Here is a 20,744-nt window from a genome sequence, read left to right on the forward strand (position 1 = left end):
AGCGAAGCCGGGAGAAGACATGGACCCGCGTCACCGTAGCCGAATCGTCACCGACGGCGTCACCCGAGCACCGGCCCGGGCGATGCTGCGGGCAGTCGGGTTCGCCGACGAGGACTTCACCCGGCCGCAGATCGGTGTGGCCGCGGCCGCCAACGACCTCACACCCTGCAACATCGCCCTGGACCGCCTGGCAGGCGCGACGGCCGACGGGGTCAGGAAGGCGGGCGGGGTGGCGATGCGGTTCTCGACCATCGCCATGTCCGATGGGATCGCCATGGGGCACCGCGGCATGCGCGCGTCCCTTCCCAGCCGGGACCTCATCGCAGACTCGGTCGAGTGTGTCATGGAGGCCGAACAACTCGACGCGATGGTCACCATCGCCGGCTGCGACAAGAGCCTTCCCGGGATGCTCATGGCCGCCGCACGCCTCAACGTACCCACGGCGTTCTTGTACGGCGGCTCCTCCCTCCCCGGGAGCTGGCAGGGTCGGCCGGTGACGATCCAGGACGTGTTCGAGGCCGTCGGCGCGCAGGCAAGCGGCCTGCTCAGCACCGACGACCTCGACGAGCTGGAGCGCGCCGCGTGCCCAGGAGCCGGATCGTGCGCCGGCATGTACACCGCCAACACGATCGCCGCCGAAGCCGAAGCCTCGGTATCGCACTGCCCGGCTCGGCATCCGCCCCCGCCATCGACCCCACACGCCCCGGCATCGCCCACGACACCGGAGCGGCCGCCGTCGCCGCCCTGCGCGCCGGGATCCGCCCACGCGACATCCTCACCCGCGAAGCCTTCGAGAACGCCATCACCGTGGTCATGGCCCTGGGCGGGTCGACCAACGCCGCGCTGCACCTACCCGCCATCGCCCACGAAGCCGGCGTCCGCCTGACCCTCGACGACTTCGACCGGATCAGCCGACACACCCCCCACATCGCCGATCTCCGTCCCGGTGGGCGCCACGTCATGGCCGACCTGCACCAGGTCGGTGGCGTGCCCGCAGTGCTCGCCGCGCTGCTGGACGCCGGACTGCTCCACGGCGACTGCCTGACCGTGACCGGAGCCACCCTGGCCGAGAACCTCGCCGAACTCGCAGCCCCGAAACCCGACGGTACGGTCCTCCGAACGCCAGATGACCCGCTCCGCCCCGACGGCGGCCTGGCCATCCTCCGCGGGGCACTCGCCCCCAGCGGCGCGGTGGTCAAGATGGCCGGCCTGACCGTCGACCGCTTCCACGGCACAGCCCGGGTTTCGACAACGAAGACGCCGCCATGGGCTACGTCTCAGGCGGTCGCCTCACCGCAGGCGAGGTGATCGTGATCCGGTACGAAGGCCCACGCGGCGGACCGGGAATGCCGGAGATGCTCGCCGTCACCGCCGCTGTCCGCGGCACCGGCCTGGGTGACCAGGTGGCGCTGGTCACTGACGGCCGCTTCTCCGGCGCCACCACCGGCCTCTGCGTCGGCCACGTCGCCCCCGAGGCCGCTGCCGGCGGGCCGCTGGCGCTGGTCGCCGACGGCGACCCGATCATGATCGACATCCCGGCACGCACCATCGATCTCGACGTCAACCCTGCCGAACTCGAACGACGCCGTCACCGCTGGCACCCACCCCCTGCCCCGACCGGCAACGGCTTCCTAGCCAAGTACAGCCGCCTCGTCGGCTGCGCCTCGCAGGGGGCGCTCGTCGGCGCCACCCCACGATGAGCAGCCCCACCCGACGCAAACACCATCATGTCACGCGAGCGATCCGGCTTTTCTCCCATCGCCGTGCCGGCGGCACGGCCTGCGGGGCGCATCGGCGGTGCCGCCAGCGCCGACCGCCCTGTCGAAGGAATCACCGCCACGACCGGACCCTGCATCCGCCGGGCCATCGACGTCCACCAAGCGGTCACGACCCACGCCTGCCGGGCCGCACACACCAACCCCCGCGAAGGAGCCGCACTGTGTTGGACGGCAAGCACATCCTGGTGACCGGGGTCGTCACCACCGACAGCATCGCCTTCGCCGTCGCCCGCCGCGCCCAACAACTCGGCGCCGAGGTGCTGCTCACCGGGCTCCCCCGCGATCTCGATCGGGCCCGTGCGGCGGCAGCGCAGCTCACCGGCGACATCGACGTCATCCCCTTCGACGCCACTGCCTCCCACGACACCGCCCGGCTCACCGCAACGATCGCTGAGCGGTGGGAGAGACTCGACGGCGCCCTGCACGCCATCGCCTTCGCACCCGCCGACGCCCTGGAAGGCCCCCTACTCAACGCCCGCCCCGAAGGGATCGGACTGGCGTTCCAGACCAGCACCGTATCCCTCGCCGCGCTCGCCGCGGCGGTGAACCGGCTCGCCCCACCCTCCGGCGCCAGCCTGGTCGGGCTCGACTTCGACGCCAGCGCCGCGTGGCCGGTCTACAACTGGATGGGCGTCTGCAAAGCCGGACTGGAGTCGCTCAACCGGTACCTCGCACGCGACCTCGGGCCTGCCGGAATCCGGGTCAACCTCGTCGCGGCCGGGCCGATCCATACCCGGGCGGCCACCGGCATCCCCGGCTTCGAAGCCCTGCTCGACGCCTGGGCAACCCGTTCGCCCTTGCGGTGGGACCCAGCCGACTCGACCCCGGTGGCCGACGCCGTCTGCTTCCTGTTCTCCGACCTCGCCCGCGCTATCACCGGCGAGATCCTCCACGTCGACGGCGGCTACCACGCCATGGCCGCGCCCCTGCGCCAACAGGGATCATGATGGAGGTTGGGGGAGCTTACTCGAACACAAAGGACCAGGTCAGCGCCCTGGAAACACTGCGAATGAAGCTGCCGGACCTGGCTACACCGTCCCAACCGACACCGAAGCGGACAAAGCCCGGCCGCACCCGGCGACTCCCCGACGACCTGGTGCAGCAACTGATCGAGGGCTACAAGTCCGGTGCCACCGTCTACGAGCTGGGTGATCAGTTCGGCATCGAACGTCGCACTGCGTCCGCGATCTTGCATCGCCACGGTGTTCCGATGCGGCGGCGCGGTCTGTCCGAGGAGCAGATCGACGACGCGGCCCGGCTCTACCAACAGGGGTGGTCGCTGGCCCGGATCGCCGCGCGTATGGATGTCGCCGCGGGCACCGTGCGCCAGCGCTTGTATGAGCGTGGCGTCCCGATCCGCGACATCGAGGCAGCCCCGGCCAGGTGACGCCCGATGACCAACACACCATCCACATCAAGCCCCCGTTACCGTTTTCGCGGCTCCTGATCAAGGGGGCTCCTGGTCGCCAGGTCCGGCATGACTGATGCCCCCAGTCGAGCGCATGATCCGGGGGGTGGTGTCACCGGGCTTGGTGCATCGCTGGATCGCTGATAGGGACACGGCCGCCCGAGTGCAGGTCTCGTCGCAGGCGTGGATGCCGACCACCGGTGCGTGACTGGTGACCAGGACCGACGCGGCGAAAGGGCCTGGTATATGGCGTGTGAGCACGGTTACGGCGTGTTCCTTGGGTTCGATGTCGGCAAGGGCGAGCATCACGCGGTGGCCCTGGCTCCGGACGGTACGCGGTTGCACGATGCGGCGCTGCCCAACAGCGAACCCAAGCTGCGGGAGGTCTTCGACAAACTCGCTGACCATGGGCGCGTGCTGGTCGTGGTGGATCAGCCGGCCTCGATCGGCGCGCTGCCGGTGGCGGTCGCGCGGGCGTGCGGGCACGACGTGGCCTACCTGCCCGGGCTGGCGATGCGGCGTATCGCCGACCTCTATCCGGGCAATGCCAAGACCGACGCCCGTGATGCCCTGGTCATCGCCGACGCGGCCCGTACCCTGCCGCACACGCTGCGCCAGGTCGATCTCGGCGACGACACGCTAGCCGAGATGGAGGTGCTGGTCGGCTACGATGATGACCTCGCCGGAGAGGCCACGCGGTTGTCGAACCGCATCCGGGAGCTGCTGACCGGCATCCATCCGGCGTTGGAACGTGCGATCGGCCCGGACATCACCCACCGAGCGGTGTTGGAGATCTTGGCCCACTGCGGCGGGCCGGCCGGCATCCGCGCCGCCGGTCGCGAGCAGGTCGCCGCGATCGCGGCCGAGCACGCGCCGCGTAAGCACGCCAAGCTTGTCGATCGTGTCTGGGCCGCGTTGGACGAACAGACCGTCACCGTGCCCGGCACCACCGCAGCCGACACAGTGCTGCCGCAGCTGGCCGAGAGCTTGAAAACCGTTCTCGCACAACGGAAAACGCTAGCCGCCCAGGTGGAGGAGTTGCTTGATGCGCACCCTCTTGCCGGGGTCCTGACTTCGATGCCCGGCATCGGGGTCAGGACCGCCTCCCGCATCCTGCTCGAGATCGGCGACGCATCCAGCTTCGCCAGCTCGGCCCACCTGGCTGCCTACGCCGGCATCGCCCCAGTTACGCACAAATCGGGCTCCTCGATCAAGGGCGAACATCCGACGCGAGCAGGCAATCGCAAGCTCAAGCGAGCCTTCTTCCTCGCCGCGTTCGCTGCCCTGTCCGACCCCGTCAGCCGCGCCTACTACGACAAGAAACGCGCCGAAGGGAAGAAACACAACGCGGCGCTGATCTGCCTCGCCCGCCGCCGCTGCGACGTCCTGTTCGCCATGCTCCGCAACGGCACCTACTACCAACCACCACAACCATCGAAGGAGAACGAGAAACTCGCGACCGCCGCTTGACCTCACCCATAGGGACACCTCCCGATCGATCGTTGCACCTGCAGTGCGCGTGCACACTGCTGGTAGCCGTGGGCGCGGCCTACGTCTCCTACCGACACGGCCGCGAATTCGCGCTGCGGTTCGGCGCCGACGAGACCACCGCCACCCTCTGGCCGCTCATCGTCGACGGGTTGTTGACGATGGCCACGATCGAGCTGTGGAAGGTCGGCCTGAGCTTCCCCCGGAATCGTGGAGGCATGGACTGTAAGGAGTTTCATGTCTGAGTCACGACGGAAGTTTGATCCGGAGTTTCGGGAGGGTGCTGTTCGCCTTGTCCTGGACACGGGCAGGCCGGTCGCCGAGGTCGCCCGCGAGCTGGGTGTGAACGCTGGGACGCTGGGTAATTGGGTGGCCAAGGACCGCGAGCAGCGCGGCGTGACGCCCGCCGATCCGGCCGCTGAGGTGCAGCGGCTGCAGGCCGAGCTGGCCGCGGTGCGGATGGAGCGTGATCTGCTCAAGCGATCCGTGGTCCTGTGGGTGAAGGAGGCGACGAAGTGAGTGTGGCCCGCTTCATCGCCGACCAGAGGACCAATTTCGGCGTGCCACTCACGTTGACCTGCGCGTTGCTCGAGGTGAGCGTGTCCTGGTACTACAAATGGATCAAGCGTCAGCCCACCGTCCGCGAGCGGCGCCGCGCCGACCTGGACTCGACGGTGCGGTCGTTCTTCGACGCGTCCGGCGGCACGTACGGGTCGCCGAGGGTGCATGCCGATCTACTCGAGGCTGGTTGGCGGGTGAGTGTGAACACCGTCGCCGACTCGATGCACCGGCAAGGATTGGCTGGTCGGAAACCTAAGCGGCGTAAGGGATTGACCAAGCAAGATCGGACGGCACCGACGTTTCCGGACCTGCTGAAGCGGGACTTCGCCGTGTCCGCGCCGAACCACACGTGGTGTGGCGACATGACCCACATCCCGACCGATGAAGGACCGCTGTACATGGCTACGGTGCTGGATCTGTTCTCGCGCCGGCTGCTCGCCTGCCCGATGTCCGAGCATCCGGACGCGGAGCTTGCCTGCGATGCGATCAAGATCGCCGCCGCTGTGCGCGGCGGACGCCAAAAGATCGAGGGAGTGATCTTTCACAGCGACCGCGGCTCCACCTACACCGCATCATCATTTTCGCTGCTATGCAAGAAGAAACTAGGTATCCGGCAGTCGATGGGCCGGGTAGGATCGTGTTTCGACAACGCGGCAGCCGAGTCGTTCTTCTCCACTCTCGAACACGAGGTACTGTCCAGACATCACTTCGCCACGCGCGCCGAAGCCAGAAACATCGTCACGGCATGGTGCCACGAGTTCTACAACAACCGGCGCCGCCACACCACGGCCCGGCTGCTACCCCCCACCGAATACGAGAAGACCACCGCTGACCAACCGGCAGCGGCATAGAGGAAGCCTTCACGGTTTCAGGGGAATCTCAAACCGCTACGCTAACCACCGCCCCGAGTGGGGAATTCCAGCGAGCAACTCTGGCCAAGATCATTTAGCGGCGTCAACCGGCGACACGCCCGGCGGGAAGTGTCCGAAACCCGTGTCCGAAACCTCGGCGAGCCTGAGCGGGGTGTCAGGCCTTTTCGAGACGATTCGAGGCATGGCGAAGATCGGGTACGCGCGGGGTGTCGACCCCGCTGCAACGGCTGCGCTCCCAGCAGGACGCGCTCGAGGGGGCCGGCTGCGAGCGGGTGTTCACCGACAAGACGAGCGGCAAGCTCGCCCGCCGGCCGGGGTCGGAACAGTGCCTCGACTACCTCTGACCCGGCGACCAGCTCCACATCACACGGTTGTCGCGGATGGCGCGCTCGGTCACGCACCTGACCGGCGTCGCGGCGACGCTCGCCGAGCGCGAGATCGACCTCGTCGTCATTCACCAGGGCATCGACACCAGCGCCCCGCACGGGCGGCTGCTGTTCCACCTCATCGCCGCGATCGACGAGTTCACCGCTGACCTGATCAGCGAGGGAACGCAGGAAGGCCTCGCCGCCGCACGGGCTCCCGGCCGCGTCGGCGGCCGGCCCACGGTGATGACACCGACGATGGTGCAGATGGCCCGCGCCATGTACGACGACGGCAAGAAACCGGCCGAGATCGCGCGCGAGCTGCGCGTCGGCCGCGCCACGATCTACCGGCACCTCGACCTCGGCCGGGACACGGCCGCGTAGGCACGGCCCCGGCCGGTCGGGTCAGGACGCGAGAGCGGCCAGCTCGGCGCCGGCGGACACGCCCAGCTCGCCGGCGTCCAGCCCGGCGAGGAACGCATCGCGCTGCCGGCAGTGTAGTGCAGCTCGACGCCCGTGTCGCGGTGGCGCAGGTGCCAGACCGTGCGGACCGGCCCACGCGGGAAGGTGATCACCTCGGGCGCGGTGCGCACCGTCAACGGCTGGCCGGCGTCGACCCCGGCCGGCGCGGACCGACGCGCGGAAAAGGCGCCACTGCTCGACGGTCACCGCCAGCACCGGCGATGCGTCGCCGAGCTTGCTGTCGCGGACACCGACCGAACCGCGAACCTCGTCGGTGATCTCGACACAGTCGTTCTGACCCTGCGAACGGGTCGACTTCCGCCACTGGGGTTCGCGGTATTGTTGAAGTTCTTCGAGATCGAGGGCGCGGTTCCCGCGTAGGCTTGCGGGGACTACGGCCCGTTGAACGCGGTCGCGCGCAACAAGGTGGACTTGGCCCGCGTTCCGCAGCTGAGGTGCGTGTTGGGAGCCTGGATACGCGGGCATAGCTCGTCGTCGGTTTCCAACTGGTCGATGGCGGCTTCCCAGTTCGGCGGCCATGGCCGCGTTCACCGCGTTGCGAGCATGCGGCCGCGCCAGTGTTATCACGAGCACCCGTCCAACACGGTCGACGCGTACGGGAGCGGTGTCGTGTCGTTCAGGCATCGCCGCCCGCCCGGGCGTAGAGGTCGCGGTAATTCGCCACGATCGCTTTCTTGTTCGTCTTGCCGACGCTGGTCTTCGGGATCTCGGAGACGAAGAGGATCTGGTCCGGCAGTTGCCACTGGGCGAAGGTCTCAAGCAACAGGGTCCGGACGTCGTTCTCGGTGACGGTGGCGCCGTGCCGGACGACCACCAGTGCCAGCGGCCGTTCCTGCCATTTCTCGTGTGGTAGCCCGACGACCGCCGCGTCCAGGATATCCGGGTGGCCGATGATCGCGTTCTCCATGTCGATCGAGGAGATCCATTCGCCACCGCTCTTGATGACGTCCTTGATCCGGTCGACGACTTTCAGGTAGCCGTTCGCGTCGATGGTGCCGGCGTCACCGCTGCGCCAGTATCCGTCGGCGAAGTTGCCCTCTGTGCCCGGAGCGTTGTGGTAGCTGCCGGCGATCCACGGGCCGCGCATACAGACCTCTCCGACGCTCACACCGTCCTGCGGTACCTCCTCACCGTCGGCGTCGACGACCCGCACGTCGATGCCGTTGATCGGTAGGCCCTGCTTGCGCTTGAGATCCCACCGCTGGTCCTCGGTCAGGGTCGATTGCAGCGACGGCTTGAGCCGGTAGTTGACCGCGACCAGCGGTGTCGTCTCGGTGGCGCCGTAGGCGTGGATGATCTCCGCGCCGGTCAGTTCCTTGAACCCACGCATCATCGACAGCGGGGGTTCGGTCGCGCCGGAGAGGAAGCGGGCCCGGCCGAAATCCGGCTTCTGGTCCAGGGTGCGGATATACTCGAGCATGGGCTGGAAGATCGCCGGAGCACCACCGGCGATGGTCACGTTCTCCTGGATCATCAGGTCCACTAGAGGGTTGAGCTCCTCCGCGCTGTAACGGCCGGGGAAAACGAGCTTGGCGCCCATCATGACGCAGGCGTAGAACAGTCCCCAGGACTGCCCGTGGAACATCGGCACGATCACTGCCGCGCAGTCGTCGCTGTTGATCCCGATGTTGGCCGCCATCGCCATCGAGTGAAGATAGATGTTGCGGTGCGAGTAGTACACGCCTTTCGGTCGACCCGTGGTGCCCGTGGTGTAGCAGGCGCTGTAGGCGCTGGCTTCGTCCACCATCGGCCAGTCGTAGTCGGCGTCGTGCTCAGCCAGAAGCTCCTCGTAGCCGCGCACCGACGGCAGGGTCGTCTCGATCTGGCCAACCGCGCGGTCGGACATCACGACATAACCCTTGACGTTGTTCAGCCGCGGCGCGATGGCCTCGGCGACGGGCAGCAACGACTCGTCAACGACGACATAGGAAACCTCGCTGTGATTACCCACGTAGGTCAGGTCCTCGGGCGAGATGCGCAGGTTCATCTGCAGCAGCACGGCACCCGTTCCGGGAATACCGAAGTACAGCTCGAAATGCCGGTGGGTGTTCCAAGCCAGCACCCCGACCCGATCACCCGGTTGCACGCCGAGCGTCTCGAGCGCGTTGGCCAAGCGCATGATCCGCTGGTATGCGTCCCGATAGGTGTAGCGCTGCAGACCTGACGACGTGCGGTAGACGATCTCCTGCTCCGGGTAGGTCCGCGCCGCGTGCCGGATAAAGGTGGTCGTATTCAGCTGGTAGTCGTTCATCGAGGTCGAAGGGTGCCCGGTAATGCGCCTCATGGGTAACTCCTCTCAATGGGGCTATTCGGTTTTAGCCGGGCAATGCTGCGGTGATTCACGCTGGCACCCGGCGCCGTTTGGGCTGTCTGGTTGATCGGGTGCAGTGCAACCGTACTCGGGTGCGGTAGTTGTCGCGGTTGCGGAATCCTGCTGCAACGCGACCTCTCAATTTTTTTGAGCAGACACTCACGTTGCTGTGTTTCCTCGCGAGGCCGTCACCGTACCTTGACAGTGACTGGTTTGTCTCCATGCAGGTCCACGTTGACGGATACGCGCCCTTGTTTTCCCGCAGTGACGGAGTGTTGTGACCGTTGCCCGTCGTGAGAAGAGATGGTCACTGTGTAGGTCTGGCCGGGTTCGAACTTGTCGGGAGTTGTCACGGTTGCGCTTCCCGCCCCGGCGAGAGTGAAGCTCCGACCATCCGTACGCGCCTTACTCATGGAGAGGAATACTGGCTTCGTTCGTTCAACAGCAACGTCGTAGCCCCAGATCGAAAACTGCGGTATTGCCGTTTTATAAAAGAACGTTTCAGGCTTCGTTGTCTGACTGCTGAACTTCTTGTTCGCCCCCGGGATAACATACTTCGCGAACATTTCCGCATTGTTGGCACCGTGCGTCCCAGGCGTCTGTACCGCCTGGAAGTCGATACCTTTCGATTTTAGGTCACGTACCGCAATCATGCGGTTGAGACTGAGCTCGCTTTCGACAACAAGGCCGAGTGGGGCGCGTGTCGGCGAATACTCTCCCTGACACTTCTCTTCTGTAAGCAGATCGAGTGGGTTCACACAGCCGTTGCCGCTACTCAGGAATAGTTTTACGTCAGTGTTTTTAATGTTCTGGACGATCCCCTTAGGGTTGTACTGCCTCCACCAGACTGGGTGAGTCACGCTTGTCCCGTACCCCTGGTCGCGAAGATATCCAATAGGGTTGGCGAGCGTGGTCTGTATAACTGGTTCCTTGATGTCATATACACCGCTAACCGATGCGCCGTAGGCATATTTGTCCGGATGGATCATCCCTTGCAGTAACGCGGCCCAGCCGCCCATAGAAAACCCAATTACGCCCCGGCCGCCTCGATCGTTTCGTACGTTGAATAGCGTTTCGACTAGCGGATACAGTTCCTGATGGAGGAATGAGTCTGTCGGTAGTGTCTTCGCCGTAATCGGGTGGATGTTCGGGAGGAGGTCGTCTCGCCCGTCAATCCATACGCACGTCTCGCAGATAGAATTTTGCGGATTGGTGTCAGGGGACACCACCATAAAGTTCATTTCGCTTAATTGCGAGGGAACATTGTAGAGCTTGTCTTGCAAGTATCCACCGCCGCAGGCCAGCATACGAAGCAAGGTTAACTGACCAGTGACCTGATTCAGTGCACAGTTATCGATGGGTGAGAATACCGTGCCATGCAAGGAGTACATGACTGGTGTCTGAGGGCCGGTGCGGCGGTACCTGTCCGGCACATGGACAGTGTTAGTGATGCGTTGCCCAAGTAGCGGACTGTTGAAGGTCAGATGCAACACCTGTTGGTTACCATCCACCGGCGTCACTTGCACATCCCAGTCGGCGTACGGTTCTGGAAGCTCGTTTAGTGGCACCGTCATAGGGACTGTCATGGGTGGTGGTTGCGTTGCCGATGCCGAGTCGGGAGAAACCAACACGGAACCCGTGACAGCCAAGACACCAGCGATGAGACAAACAAACCCTCGGAAATTTAGTTTTTGCAACACGTTGAGTCCTTCCGCATTGGCCTGGCCAGGATGTGGACGCTGGCGGCGCCGGCGTCCAGGCCGGTGGCGACGCCGCCGAGCATTTGCGCGAGTCCGACCTGAGCGTTGGGTACTTGTTGGTCGCCGCAGCGACCGCGGAGTTGGTTGGTGATGTCGCCGATGACGCGGACGCCTGATGCTGCGAGGGGGTGTCCCAGAGACTGTAGGCCGCCGCTGGGGTTGACGGGGATTCGGCCGCCGAGTGCGGTAGCACCGGATCGCAGGAGGCCGACAGCGTCTCCTCGGGGACAGAGACCGAGGTCTTCGTAGTGGATGAGTTCCTCGCTGGCGAAAGCATCGTGGATCTCGAGCACGTCGAGGTCCTCGGGTCCGATGCCTGCTTGTTCGTAGGCTTCGCTTGCCGCGCGGGCACCGAGCTCGAAATTGGTGAGGTCGGCGCGATGGAAGGAATAACCCCCGGAGGTGAGTGAGGATCCGATGATCCGTACGGGGGTGTCGGTGTATCTGCGGGCGAAGTCGGCTGAGGTCATCACGACCGCTGCTGCACCGTCGGTGTTGGGGCAACACTGGAGGAGCGTGATGGGGTCGGCGATCATGCGTGAATGCAGCACTTCCTCGACGGTGAACTGCTTGCGGTACTGGGCCATCGGGTTGAGTGCGCCGTGGTCGTGGGCTTTGACGGAGATTCGGGCGAAGTCTTCGGGTGTAGCGCCGTGGGTTTCCATGAGACGCTGTGCCTGCAGGGCGAACAACACTGGCATGGTCAGACCGAGCTGACCGTCTAGGTCGTCTTTGTCTGGCGGGATGAGCTTGCCGGCGATGGGGCTGGTCGTCATCGATTCGACCCCGATGGCGATACCGACGTCGATGTAGCCTGCGGCGATGTCCTTGTAGAGACTGCGTACCGCCGTGGAGCCACCTGCGCAGGCGTTTTCCACGTTCACCATTTCGATGCGGGTGATACCGAGGTCCTTCAGGATGGTCTGGCTGGTAATCGTCGCATCGTAGACGCGTGATCCGAAGGCTGCCTGTAGCTCACTGGCGTCGATCCCAGCGTCGGTGATGGCGGCACGCGCGGCTGTTGCTCCCATTGCGGCGATGGTGCGTTCGGGGAACTTGCCGAACTCGCTTTGTCCTACTCCGAGGACGGCCACGTCACGCATGGAAATCCACCCTTCCTCAGGCCGGGTCCGGAACGAATCGATGGGCCACGATGTCTGTTCCGTCGTCTTGCCACATCGCAGCGATCTCAAGTTTCAGGGGCATGCCGGGTGTCAGTGGCGTGTCGTCGGCGGGCGCAAGCGGGGTGAAGATCCGTTGCCCGCCGGGCATCGTCACGTACCCGACTGTGTATCCGGCGGCGAAGTGTTCGCTGGGCATGTGCACGGTGGTCGAGCACAGCAGCTCAGCCCGGCCACCGAGGTCGATGGGCTTGAGAGCTTCTGCGCGGCAGGCCACGCAAAGGGTGGCCGGGGGGAAGGACACGTGGCCGCAGTGGTGGCAACGGCTGGCTAGCAGGGTGAAACCATCCGGGGTTTCCCGGAAGGTGTCCTCGCGGAGCGCGGTTTGGGTCGTCATGGGAGCAGTCTTGCCTCGTTGCTGGTATGGGTGGTGGGCGGCGTCGAGTCAGGTCGGACTGAGGATGGCGCCGGCATCGAGCCGGATGGTTCGACCGTTGTGCATGGGGTTACGCAGAATCTCCTCGATCAAGAGAGCGAATTCGGCTGCGTGACCCATTCGTTTCGGGAAGAGGCACTGGTCGATGATGCCGTCTTTCACCTGCTGGGGAACCTGAGAATAGATCGGGGTGTCGAACGCGCCCGGCGCGATGGTCATCACCCGGATACCGTGGGTGGACAGTTCCCGCGTCAGCGGCATGGTCAGTCCCACGAGTGCTCCCTTGGAGGCACTGTAGGTGACTTGTCCGGTCTGGCCTTCGAACGCGGCACCAGAAGACACGTTGATGATGACGCCACGCTCACCGTCCTCGGTGGGTACGTTGTTGGCCATGCTCGGCACGATGCTACGCATCATGTGGATCGGTCCATAAAGGTTGACCTTGATTCCTGTGTCGAAGACGTCCATGGGGATGGGACCCTTGCTGCCGAGCAGTTTGGCGGGGACGCCGACGGCCGCGGAATTGACGAGGAAGTGGATAGCGCCGTGAGTTTCCTGCACCTGTGCGACGGCGGCTTCCACCTGCCCCAGATCGCTGACATCGACCTGGATGTAGTGGTAGCGGTGGCCAAGTTCGGATTCCAGAGTGGCGCCACGGTCGGCGTTGGCGTCGAACGCGACGACAGCTGCTGCCCCTAGGTCGAGCAGGCGTCGACAGGTCGCCTCACCCAAGCCTGAGGCGCCACCGGACACCACGGCGACCGATCCCTCAATCTTCATGTGCGTTCTCCTTGGTCCGCGCTTGTGGGCGGTGGGTCGTGCTGGCGGTGGTTCAGCGGTCCATGACCTCGGGACCGATGGCGTGGCGGGCGATGATGAGTTTCTGGATTTGCGGGGTACCGTCGCCGATCTGAAACCCGGCCACGTCACGCAGGAGTGCCTGCAGCGGCAACTCTTCGGACCAGCCCAGGTGGCCGTGCAGCACGATGCAGTCCTGCACGGCTTGGAAAGCGACCTGGGGTGCCCACCATTTGAGCATCGCGGCGTCGACAGTGGATGGCCGGTCCTGCCCGGGGGCCTGCAGCGCCGATGCGGCGAGTGCCCGGATGGCACGCAGATACGTCAGATGCTCCGCGATCGGGAAGGTCACACCTTGGTAGTGGCTCAGCGGTTTGCCGAACGTGGTGCGGTTCTTGGCATGTTCGATCGTTAGGTCGATGGCTCGTTGGGCGATGCCGACTGCCATGAGGGCGATCAATGTGCGGGTGAGGTCGAACTCCTTCATGATCAGGGAAAAGCCCTCGCCGTCGTTCCCAAGCAGGTGAGACTCGGGCACGAAGACGGAGTCCAGGACGAGGGACCCGCGGCCCACCGGGCGAAATCCTGGATCCTCGAACCGCTGACGGGAGATGCCAGACTGGTCCATCGGCACAACGAAGGCGCTGATACGGTCCGACTCCGAGCTTCGGGCGACGACAATCGACACGGTGGCGTCGGGGGCCTGGGTGATTGACGTCTTCTCACCGGAGAGCTCCCAACCACCGTCTACTCTTGTCGCCTTGGTGGACAGGGCCTGTGCATCGGACCCGGTGTCTGGCTCGGTGAGTGCGATCGCCGCCACCACGTCGCCGTCCATGACTGGTTGCAACCAGCGTTCACGCACCTCTTGCGTGGCGAATCGTGTCAGCAAGTTGGCCGTCACGTTGGTAGCGAACACCTGGTAGCCACAGGCGTTGTCGGCGTAGCTGATCTCTTCGCAGGCGATGCCGAGAGCCTGCAGTCCGGCTCCTTGACCACCCATTTCCTCGGGGATGCACAGCCCGAGCAGCCCGTTCCGCCCAAGTGTGCGAAGCGTGTCGTACGGGTAGCACTCACTCTTGGCGCGTGAAAGATAGCCGTCCATGAATGTGTTCCGGGCAAGGGCTCGAACCGTCTCCCGGAAATCGTCGAGCTCAGTCTGGTCCGTCATTGATGTGTGGACTCCGGTTCGTCGGTTTCGGCGGAGCCGAATCGTGGCGTGCGTTTCTCCCGGAACGCTGCCAGCCCTTCGTTGACATCGCCGCTGTGCAAATGCTCGGCAGTGACCAGGTGTTCCAGTCGTAGTGCAGTAGCCAGCGGCTGCTGTAGACCATCGTCGATGGCTTGCTTGAACAGACGAAGGGCGCTCGGACTCCGGGTCGCGATCTGGGTGGCGAGCTCACCAGCTCGCTGGGCAAGCTGGTCGGCCGGGACGACCTCGTTGACCAGGCCCATCGGCTGGCACTGTGCCGCTGACAGCAGCATCCCGGTGAAGGCCAGGTATTTGCTGCGTGTGGGGCCGACCACCCGAGACAGGCGGCTCGCCCCGCCCCCGCCGGGCAGCAGGCCATAGTTGATGTGGCCATCACCCATCTGTGCCTCCTCGGAGGCGAGGACGATGTCGCAGTGCAGCACGAGCTCTATGCCGCCGGCCAAGGCGGTTCCGTTGACAGCGGCGATCACCGGCTTGGGTAACGCTGCGAGACGACCGAAGATGCGGGCAGCCTCGCGTTCAAACTGCAGCAATTGCTCCGGTTCCAGTTCACCGTCCGGGGTGAGCAACCCCTTGAGGTCGGCTCCTGCGCAGAAGGCGCGGCCAGTGGCGGTAATGACGACCGCCCGGACGGTCTCGTCATGCGCGATGTCGTCCGCGACGCCACCGAGGTCCGCGATCAGGTCCCGGTTCAACGCGTTCATGGCGTCCGGCCGGTTGAGGGTGATCCACGCTACCGCGTCGTGGTCCTCGCGTAGGACAGGTGCGTCTTCGTTCGTCGTCGGCTGGCTCATTGAGACACCCCCTGTTCGGCTGGCGTCTCGACTCCGGAGCCGATGGTCCTGAGTTGCTTCTTGTCGATCTTGCCTACTGCGGTCGTGGGTAGACTCTCGATGACGATGATGTCCTTGGGAGTCTGGTGGGGGCCTTTTGCCTCGCGGACGTGGGCCTTGAGGGCCTCGTGGTCGATGGTGACGCCCTCGCGTGAGACGACGTAGGCGGTGACCGCCTCGCCCCACTTGGGATGGGGCAGGCCGACGACTGCGACTGAGGCCACGTCAGGATGGCTGGCCATGGCGTCCTCGACTTCTTTGGGGTAGACGTTGAAGCCGCCGGTAATGATCATGTCTTTCTTGCGGTCTACGATGTGCAGGTAACCTATGGCGTCCCGGATGGCGATGTCCCCGGTGTGCAGCCAGCCGTCGCGCAACGTCTGCGCCGTGAGTTCGGGCATCTTCCAGTAGCCGGACATGACCGCGCGCGAGTGCACACACAACTCACCAGGAGTGCCGTCCGGGACCGGCTGATCGGAGTCGTCCAGAATGGTTACTTTGGTCCCGATCACCGGCCGACCGCACGAGGTGAGCAGGTCCGGGCGACCGTGCGGGTCATGCTCCTCGCGCAGGAGGCTGGTCGTCACACCGACGCATTCGGTCTGGCCGTACGCCTGCACGAACTTCGGTCCGAACCTTTCAAGGGCCTCGGCAAGGCGGGTCGGTGTGATGGGCGCCGCCCCATAACAGATCGTCTCCAGCGAGCTCACGTCGTACTCGTCTGGTTTGGTGTGATCGAGCAGGGCGTAGAGCATCGTGGGGACCATAAAGGTGAAGTTGATCTGCTCCTGTTCGATCGCTTCCAAGTATGCCTGTGGCTGGAAACTCTGCTGCAGCACGGCCGTGCCACCGCGCGCCAACGTGGAAAACAGCGGCAGCACGCTGGCGTGGGTGATCGGTGGGGCCACGAGATAGCGAGGCGCGGTCGGGATCTGCCAGCTTGCCAGGGTCGCATTGGTCAGTTCCACCATCGCACGGTGCGGCAGCATGGCGCCCTTGGGCTTGCCGGTCGTGCCGCCGGTGTACTGGAGCCAGGCGATGTCCTCTTCGGCTGCCGGGCCAGGCTCGAGCGCCCGAGGCTGGTGCTCGGCCATGAGGTCGAAGAGATTGCTGCCGACATCGGCCTCGCCGAACACAAGCAGATGCTTCACGGTACGGGAGCTCTCCACGATCTGCTGGCCGGCCGCGGCAAACAGCGGATGCACGACGAGGACTTTTAGCTCGGCTTCGTCGCAGATCGCCACGTGATCATCGACTGAGCCCATGGAGTGCAGACCGGTATAGCGCGCCCCAAGCAGGTACGTCGCTGCCTGGGCGAGCCAGACCTCGGGCAAGTTGACGCTCAGTGCGCCGACGCCGTCGCGACGGGCGACACCCAGACCGGCCAACACCTGTTGGATGCGGCTCATCGACGCAGCGGCCTCGGAGAACGTCATCCGTTGCTCACCCAGGACGAACGCCTCCTTGTCGCAGAACCGGTCGAAAACCTCGACGATGAGATCGCTATACGTAGCGCCGCTGGCGAAGGCGTCGGAGAGCTGGGGGTTCATCGGGCCACCTCCACTTCCGAAAACTTAACTGATTAATTAGCATTGAATCCGTCCGCACAGCCCATGTCAACCCTCGGAGGTAAGCCGCCGTGAACGACATCGACGGGCCCGCAACGGAGCCCGACCTGGTTTACGCTGAGGAACTGGCCCAGCAGGTGGGCATCACCCATCAGCTGGGGGACTACCTCGTGACCGAGGAAGAGATCCGCGCCTTCGCACGGCAGTGGGACCCGTTACCCCTGCACATCGGCGACGGGGGACACTTCGGGAGCGTCGTCGCCAGCGGTGTCCACACCTTCGCCATGTTCCAGCGGCTCGCCGTGGCAGCGGTGTATTCCCGCTGGGCCGTTCTGGCCGGGCGCGGGCTCCGCGAAATGCACCTGCCGTCTCCGGTCTTCCCTGGCGACGTGCTCACCGGCGCGGTCCGCGTGGTCGCGGTGGAACCGCCGCGAAAGAACCGAGTCAGAGTCGAGCTCGAGGGGAGCCTGGAGAACCAGCGGGGGCAAACAGTGTTTACGGTCGCACTCGACAGCTATGTCCACTGCCGCCCCGCAAGCGAGCCCGGTCGTGCTCAGGTTGCCACTGAGTAAACTGGAGTAGAGCTGGACCGGGCCAGCACACTGGAAGGAGAAGGCGTGCCCAGACACAAGGCCACGCGCACTGAGAAGATCGTCGCGGTAGCGGCCGAGGTGTTCGAGGCCAACGGATACCGCAACACCACGATCGACGACATCTGCCAAGCGGCGGGGATCTCCCGGCCGACCATCTACAACTACATCGAGAGCAAGCCGTGGTTGCTGAAACAGATGGTCGCCATGGCCACCGACGAGCTCACCGTCGAGCTGCGGAAGGTGTTGGACACACCATCCTCACCGGCAGAAAAGTTACGTGCGCTGGTGCGGCTACACATCGAATCGGCCACCCGCAACCGCATCTACTACGCCACCGTACTGAGCGAGCTCTCCGAGTTGCCCGACGACGCACGGCGCTCCTACCGTGAGTGGTCCCGAAAGGTCACCTACGACTTCGCCCGGCTCATCGACGAACACCTCGACAGCCAGGGCCTCGAGCGCCGGATGGAGACTGGGGTCCTGGCCAACCTGATACTGACCACGTTCACCTCGCTGTATCGATGGTATGACCCGAGCGGGCCCACCACCCCAAATGAGTTGGCTAAGGACATGCTGGTGCTTCTCAGCGGAGCGCTACCAGGCCTGGATCAGCCCGAATGACATCGTGCACCGTCACTGAGTCATGGCCCCCGCTACTAGCCGAGGGATTTCGCGGGTGTTCGAGCGACACTGGGGGCTCAATGCACGGAAGTGCCTGTTCAGCGCGGGAGACTTGGCTTGTCGAAGGTCAATATCCACCGTGTTGAAAGGCACTCCGCTGGTGAAGCGTAACCCGGTTCCCTCGTTGATTCTCGATCCTGGTCGCAAGTCGCATGCGGGGACCACCACCTCGGCGGGCAGGTCCATCCGCAAGGGGCGGTCCGCGAACTGCACGGTGACAGAGTCCGTTTCGACCTCGGTGACCGTGCCGGTCTCGCCGGACACCGCCCACAGGACGGTGTCCGGTGCGGAGCTGATGGTGACGCGGTCACCCTCGGCATGTGTGTGGCACATTCGTAGCGCCTCCTCTCGATTGGTAGGGGGTTGGTGACCGGGTGAGGCGCGGGGATGCTTGGCGGCTCGTCCGCGCCCCACCCGGCGGTCAGGTAAGTGCAATGCCGAATCGGCGCACACTGAGCGCGATCGCGCGCTGGTCAGCACGCCCGCCGTGGCGGGGAACGAGGTCCAGCACCGTGCTGTACGCGAGGTCACCGGATTCCCACGCATGCACCACCGCGTTTCCCACCCGCTCAGCCGCAGCCGGATGGATCACCCGGTGCTTGGCCAGTTCGCGGCCAACGCGCCCTCCAGTGGGTTTTGCGGGCCGCTCATAACGCCCACCCCGCAATCTGGGCGCACTCCGTGCAGTAGGGCGCGTCCTCCGGCGCCCCCTCCTCGGCGGCCAACCGGTACCCGCACAGCGTGTCCACCGGACCGACCGGCTCGCTCCACGGGAAAAACTTGTCGTTGATATGTAGGACCTCAGTCATGGAGTTCTCCTAACGCACCTGTTGTCCGCATTCGGCGCAGTAGAAGTGCCCGTCCCCACCGGCGGTGGCGTACGGATGGCTGCCGCCGGTACCCGTGCACGTCACGCGCTCACCCCCTGGAACGCGGGCGTGAACGAACGCAGCACGCCCACGGCCTCGGCCAAATCGGTCAGGTCATCGTCGGCGCGGGTAGATAGCATGAAACCGCTCCCCTTTCGAGGTTGGAGATGACAGGCCCCGGCCAGCGCATGGCCTGAACAACCGCGCTGGCCGGGGCGTCGTATGAGTGCGGTCCGAGCGGACCCGGACACCCCACGCACCCCCAGCCACGGGTCGTGCACACCCCGACCACGTCGGAAACGCCGTTGCCAGCCACGGTCCCCGCGTTGACGTCTCCGGACTGGCTGACCCCGTTCAGATCACCGGCCACCCCGGCAGCGTTGAGGTCACCGACGAGGTGGTCGAGCTGCAGGTCGTTACCCGACAGAACGGGGTTCATCGACCCAGAGACGTCCTGGCTGTGCGAATCCTCGGTCAAGGAGTTTTCGGTGTTGCTAGCCTCAGCGGGACGCAGCATCTCGTCAACGTCTCCCAGCGGGGAAAAGATTTCGGGTGTGGGCGTGTTCAACTCCATATCGTGTTGGCCACTTCTCGGGTGTGGCACGAGAAGCGGCAGCGCCGCGTGATCGGCAGAACTCCCGACGATCGTGCTCACCCGCGGCCCCAGTGCTTGCAGACGCGAGTCCACGACATCGACCGGGGCGAATCGAGCAGGAATGACGCGGCGTGGACAAGCTCAGGCACGGGCAGGTCCGTAAAGCCGGCCTCATCAAGACATCGGCGCGGGTCGGCGTCGAACGCCGCTCGGGCGCCCGAATCCATGACGAGTCGGCGCAGGAAGTCGTACACAGTAAGCACGGGCTACCGCCGCATAGTGATCGCGATCAGAGACCGAGAATGCCCAGCCCCAGCAGATCGTCGTCTTACATTTCCTAGCACAGGGGCACTACGACGAAACCAAGGCCTTCCACCAGCCCGCTGCTGCGCCCACAGAACCGGTCGCCGCTTGACAGCTAGGAAGACCGGAGGTGTTCGTCGTGGCTCCTGTTCCAGGGGCTCCTGGTCCCAGGTCCGGCATTGCCCCCAGTCGAGTGCATGGTCCGGGCTCATCCCACATGTGTGCTCACGACGGGTGGCGGTTCCGAACGCGCCCCACGCTTGCTCCGATCCCCTCGCAGTCAGGACTGTTTGTGATCGTGTGGTTGGTGTTGGGTGAGCATGGTTTGGAGGTCGGTATCGCGGCTGTGCGCGGCGAAGTGGTCGTGATCGACGATGAGGAACAGGGCCGTGGCGGTGAACCGGGTGATGCGGTCGTGGCCGGTGCCGGTGGCTTCCAGGTGGAGCTGCCTGCCCTGCTGGTGTTGCAGGCGCGCGGTGATGCGGTGGGGTTGGTCGAGGGGCACGGGCGCCAGGTAGTCGACGGTCAAGGTGCGTGTGACCGCGATCTCTTGTACGAGGTAGAGGACGAACCCGAACAGGTCGTCGCAGGCCATCGAGATTGCCCCGCCATGGGCCAGGCCCGGGGCGCCGCGATGGCGTGTGTCGAAAGTGATATCGGTGAATACGGCGTCACCATCGCGGTAGACGGCCAAGCACAGCCCGGCCG

The 20,744-nt window shown here is 65.1% G+C and carries 20 protein-coding genes and 3 pseudogenes; 11 read left to right on the top strand and 12 right to left on the bottom strand.

The annotated features are described in order from the left end of the window. Nucleotides 1-19 precede the first annotated feature (19 nt). The 9 genes and pseudogenes from ilvD to BJF85_RS30435 all read left to right on the top strand — a co-directional run bounded on the left by ilvD (nt 20) and on the right by BJF85_RS30435 (nt 6,856). Nucleotides 20-1,700 (top strand): annotated as a pseudogene (gene ilvD / locus BJF85_RS18505) (dihydroxy-acid dehydratase). Between the two features lie 239 nt (nt 1,701-1,939). After that, nucleotides 1,940-2,725, top strand: a complete 786-nt coding sequence (gene fabI, locus BJF85_RS18510; protein WP_005456799.1) for an enoyl-ACP reductase FabI — start codon at nt 1,940-1,942, stop codon at nt 2,723-2,725. Nucleotides 2,726-2,874: 149 nt separating this feature from the next. Then, nucleotides 2,875-3,165, top strand: a complete 291-nt coding sequence (locus BJF85_RS18515) for a helix-turn-helix domain-containing protein (protein WP_083666545.1) — start codon at nt 2,875-2,877, stop codon at nt 3,163-3,165. Between the two features lie 267 nt (nt 3,166-3,432). Continuing rightward, nucleotides 3,433-4,656 carry an IS110 family transposase gene (locus BJF85_RS18520; protein WP_075849325.1) on the top strand — a complete coding sequence of 408 codons (1,224 nt, stop codon included), beginning with the start codon at nt 3,433-3,435 and terminating at the stop codon, nt 4,654-4,656. Beyond that, nucleotides 4,653-4,892 (top strand): annotated as a pseudogene (locus tag BJF85_RS18525) (DUF2637 domain-containing protein); the annotation flags it as partial. The gene BJF85_RS18520 and the pseudogene BJF85_RS18525, both read left to right, overlap by 4 nt. A 19-nt stretch (nt 4,893-4,911) precedes the next feature. Then, nucleotides 4,912-5,193 (top strand): transposase, encoded by a 282-nt coding sequence (locus tag BJF85_RS18530; protein WP_075849327.1) that lies wholly within the window; start codon nt 4,912-4,914, stop codon nt 5,191-5,193. Further along, complete coding sequence (locus tag BJF85_RS18535) at nt 5,190-6,086, top strand: IS3 family transposase (RefSeq protein WP_075849329.1); 897 nt, start codon at nt 5,190-5,192, stop codon at nt 6,084-6,086. Before BJF85_RS18530 ends, BJF85_RS18535 begins: the two co-directional genes overlap by 4 nt. A gap of 227 nt (nt 6,087-6,313) precedes the next feature. Beyond that, nucleotides 6,314-6,637 (top strand): annotated as a pseudogene (locus tag BJF85_RS30430) (recombinase family protein); the annotation flags it as partial. Between the two features lie 114 nt (nt 6,638-6,751). Further along, the gene (locus tag BJF85_RS30435) at nt 6,752-6,856 is read left to right on the top strand and encodes a helix-turn-helix domain-containing protein (RefSeq protein WP_369822234.1); all 105 of its coding nucleotides are present in this window, start codon (nt 6,752-6,754) and stop codon (nt 6,854-6,856) included. A 21-nt stretch (nt 6,857-6,877) separates the two neighbouring features. On the opposite strand, the gene BJF85_RS18545 is transcribed toward BJF85_RS30435, so the two are convergent. From BJF85_RS18545 to BJF85_RS18585, 9 genes are all read right to left on the bottom strand, one after another. Beyond that, entirely contained in the window at nt 6,878-7,579 is a 702-nt protein-coding gene (locus BJF85_RS18545; RefSeq protein WP_369822217.1) for a DUF397 domain-containing protein, read from the bottom strand. Then, entirely contained in the window at nt 7,572-9,206 is a 1,635-nt protein-coding gene (locus BJF85_RS18550) for a long-chain fatty acid--CoA ligase (RefSeq protein ID WP_255375743.1), read from the bottom strand. The genes BJF85_RS18545 and BJF85_RS18550 overlap by 8 nt, the downstream gene beginning before the upstream one ends. A 248-nt stretch (nt 9,207-9,454) precedes the next feature. Further along, a complete protein-coding gene (locus tag BJF85_RS18555) occupies nt 9,455-10,966 on the bottom strand; it encodes an esterase family protein (RefSeq protein ID WP_139320708.1) in 1,512 nt (503 codons plus the stop codon). Continuing rightward, complete coding sequence (locus BJF85_RS18560) at nt 10,951-12,129, bottom strand: thiolase family protein (protein WP_075849336.1); 1,179 nt, start codon at nt 12,127-12,129, stop codon at nt 10,951-10,953. The genes BJF85_RS18555 and BJF85_RS18560 overlap by 16 nt, the downstream gene beginning before the upstream one ends. A 16-nt stretch (nt 12,130-12,145) precedes the next feature. Further along, nucleotides 12,146-12,544 carry a Zn-ribbon domain-containing OB-fold protein gene (locus tag BJF85_RS18565; RefSeq protein WP_075849338.1) on the bottom strand — a complete coding sequence of 133 codons (399 nt, stop codon included), beginning with the start codon at nt 12,542-12,544 and terminating at the stop codon, nt 12,146-12,148. Between the two features lie 48 nt (nt 12,545-12,592). Beyond that, nucleotides 12,593-13,363, bottom strand: a complete 771-nt coding sequence (locus tag BJF85_RS18570; RefSeq protein WP_075849340.1) for an SDR family NAD(P)-dependent oxidoreductase — start codon at nt 13,361-13,363, stop codon at nt 12,593-12,595. A 52-nt stretch (nt 13,364-13,415) separates the two neighbouring features. Then, on the bottom strand, nt 13,416-14,552 hold the full coding sequence (locus tag BJF85_RS18575; RefSeq protein WP_075849342.1) for an acyl-CoA dehydrogenase family protein: 1,137 nt from the start codon (nt 14,550-14,552) through the stop codon (nt 13,416-13,418). Then, complete coding sequence (locus tag BJF85_RS18580) at nt 14,549-15,388, bottom strand: enoyl-CoA hydratase/isomerase family protein (RefSeq protein ID WP_075849344.1); 840 nt, start codon at nt 15,386-15,388, stop codon at nt 14,549-14,551. Before BJF85_RS18580 ends, BJF85_RS18575 begins: the two co-directional genes overlap by 4 nt. Then, complete coding sequence (locus BJF85_RS18585) at nt 15,385-16,977, bottom strand: AMP-binding protein (protein ID WP_075849346.1); 1,593 nt, start codon at nt 16,975-16,977, stop codon at nt 15,385-15,387. The genes BJF85_RS18580 and BJF85_RS18585 overlap by 4 nt, the downstream gene beginning before the upstream one ends. An 89-nt stretch (nt 16,978-17,066) precedes the next feature. Here BJF85_RS18585 and BJF85_RS18590 point away from each other — a divergent pair, with 89 nt between their 5' ends. Both BJF85_RS18590 and BJF85_RS18595 read left to right on the top strand, forming a co-directional pair. Further along, entirely contained in the window at nt 17,067-17,567 is a 501-nt protein-coding gene (locus BJF85_RS18590; RefSeq protein WP_083666527.1) for a MaoC/PaaZ C-terminal domain-containing protein, read from the top strand. Between the two features lie 45 nt (nt 17,568-17,612). Then, nucleotides 17,613-18,209 carry a TetR/AcrR family transcriptional regulator gene (locus BJF85_RS18595; RefSeq protein WP_075849348.1) on the top strand — a complete coding sequence of 199 codons (597 nt, stop codon included), beginning with the start codon at nt 17,613-17,615 and terminating at the stop codon, nt 18,207-18,209. A gap of 707 nt (nt 18,210-18,916) precedes the next feature. On the opposite strand, the gene BJF85_RS28085 is transcribed toward BJF85_RS18595, so the two are convergent. The 3 genes from BJF85_RS28085 to BJF85_RS18615 form a co-directional block, all read right to left on the bottom strand. Beyond that, a complete protein-coding gene (locus BJF85_RS28085) occupies nt 18,917-19,078 on the bottom strand; it encodes a hypothetical protein (RefSeq protein WP_158057004.1) in 162 nt (53 codons plus the stop codon). Nucleotides 19,079-19,247: 169 nt separating this feature from the next. Further along, a complete protein-coding gene (locus tag BJF85_RS18605) occupies nt 19,248-19,793 on the bottom strand; it encodes a hypothetical protein (RefSeq protein ID WP_139320709.1) in 546 nt (181 codons plus the stop codon). A 523-nt stretch (nt 19,794-20,316) separates the two neighbouring features. After that, a complete protein-coding gene (locus BJF85_RS18615; RefSeq protein ID WP_255375744.1) occupies nt 20,317-20,730 on the bottom strand; it encodes a PaaI family thioesterase in 414 nt (137 codons plus the stop codon). Nucleotides 20,731-20,744: the final 14 nt, after the last annotated feature.

Origin of the sequence: Saccharomonospora sp. CUA-673, assembly GCF_001942305.1 — a bacterium.
GTDB lineage: Bacteria > Actinomycetota > Actinomycetes > Mycobacteriales > Pseudonocardiaceae > Prauserella.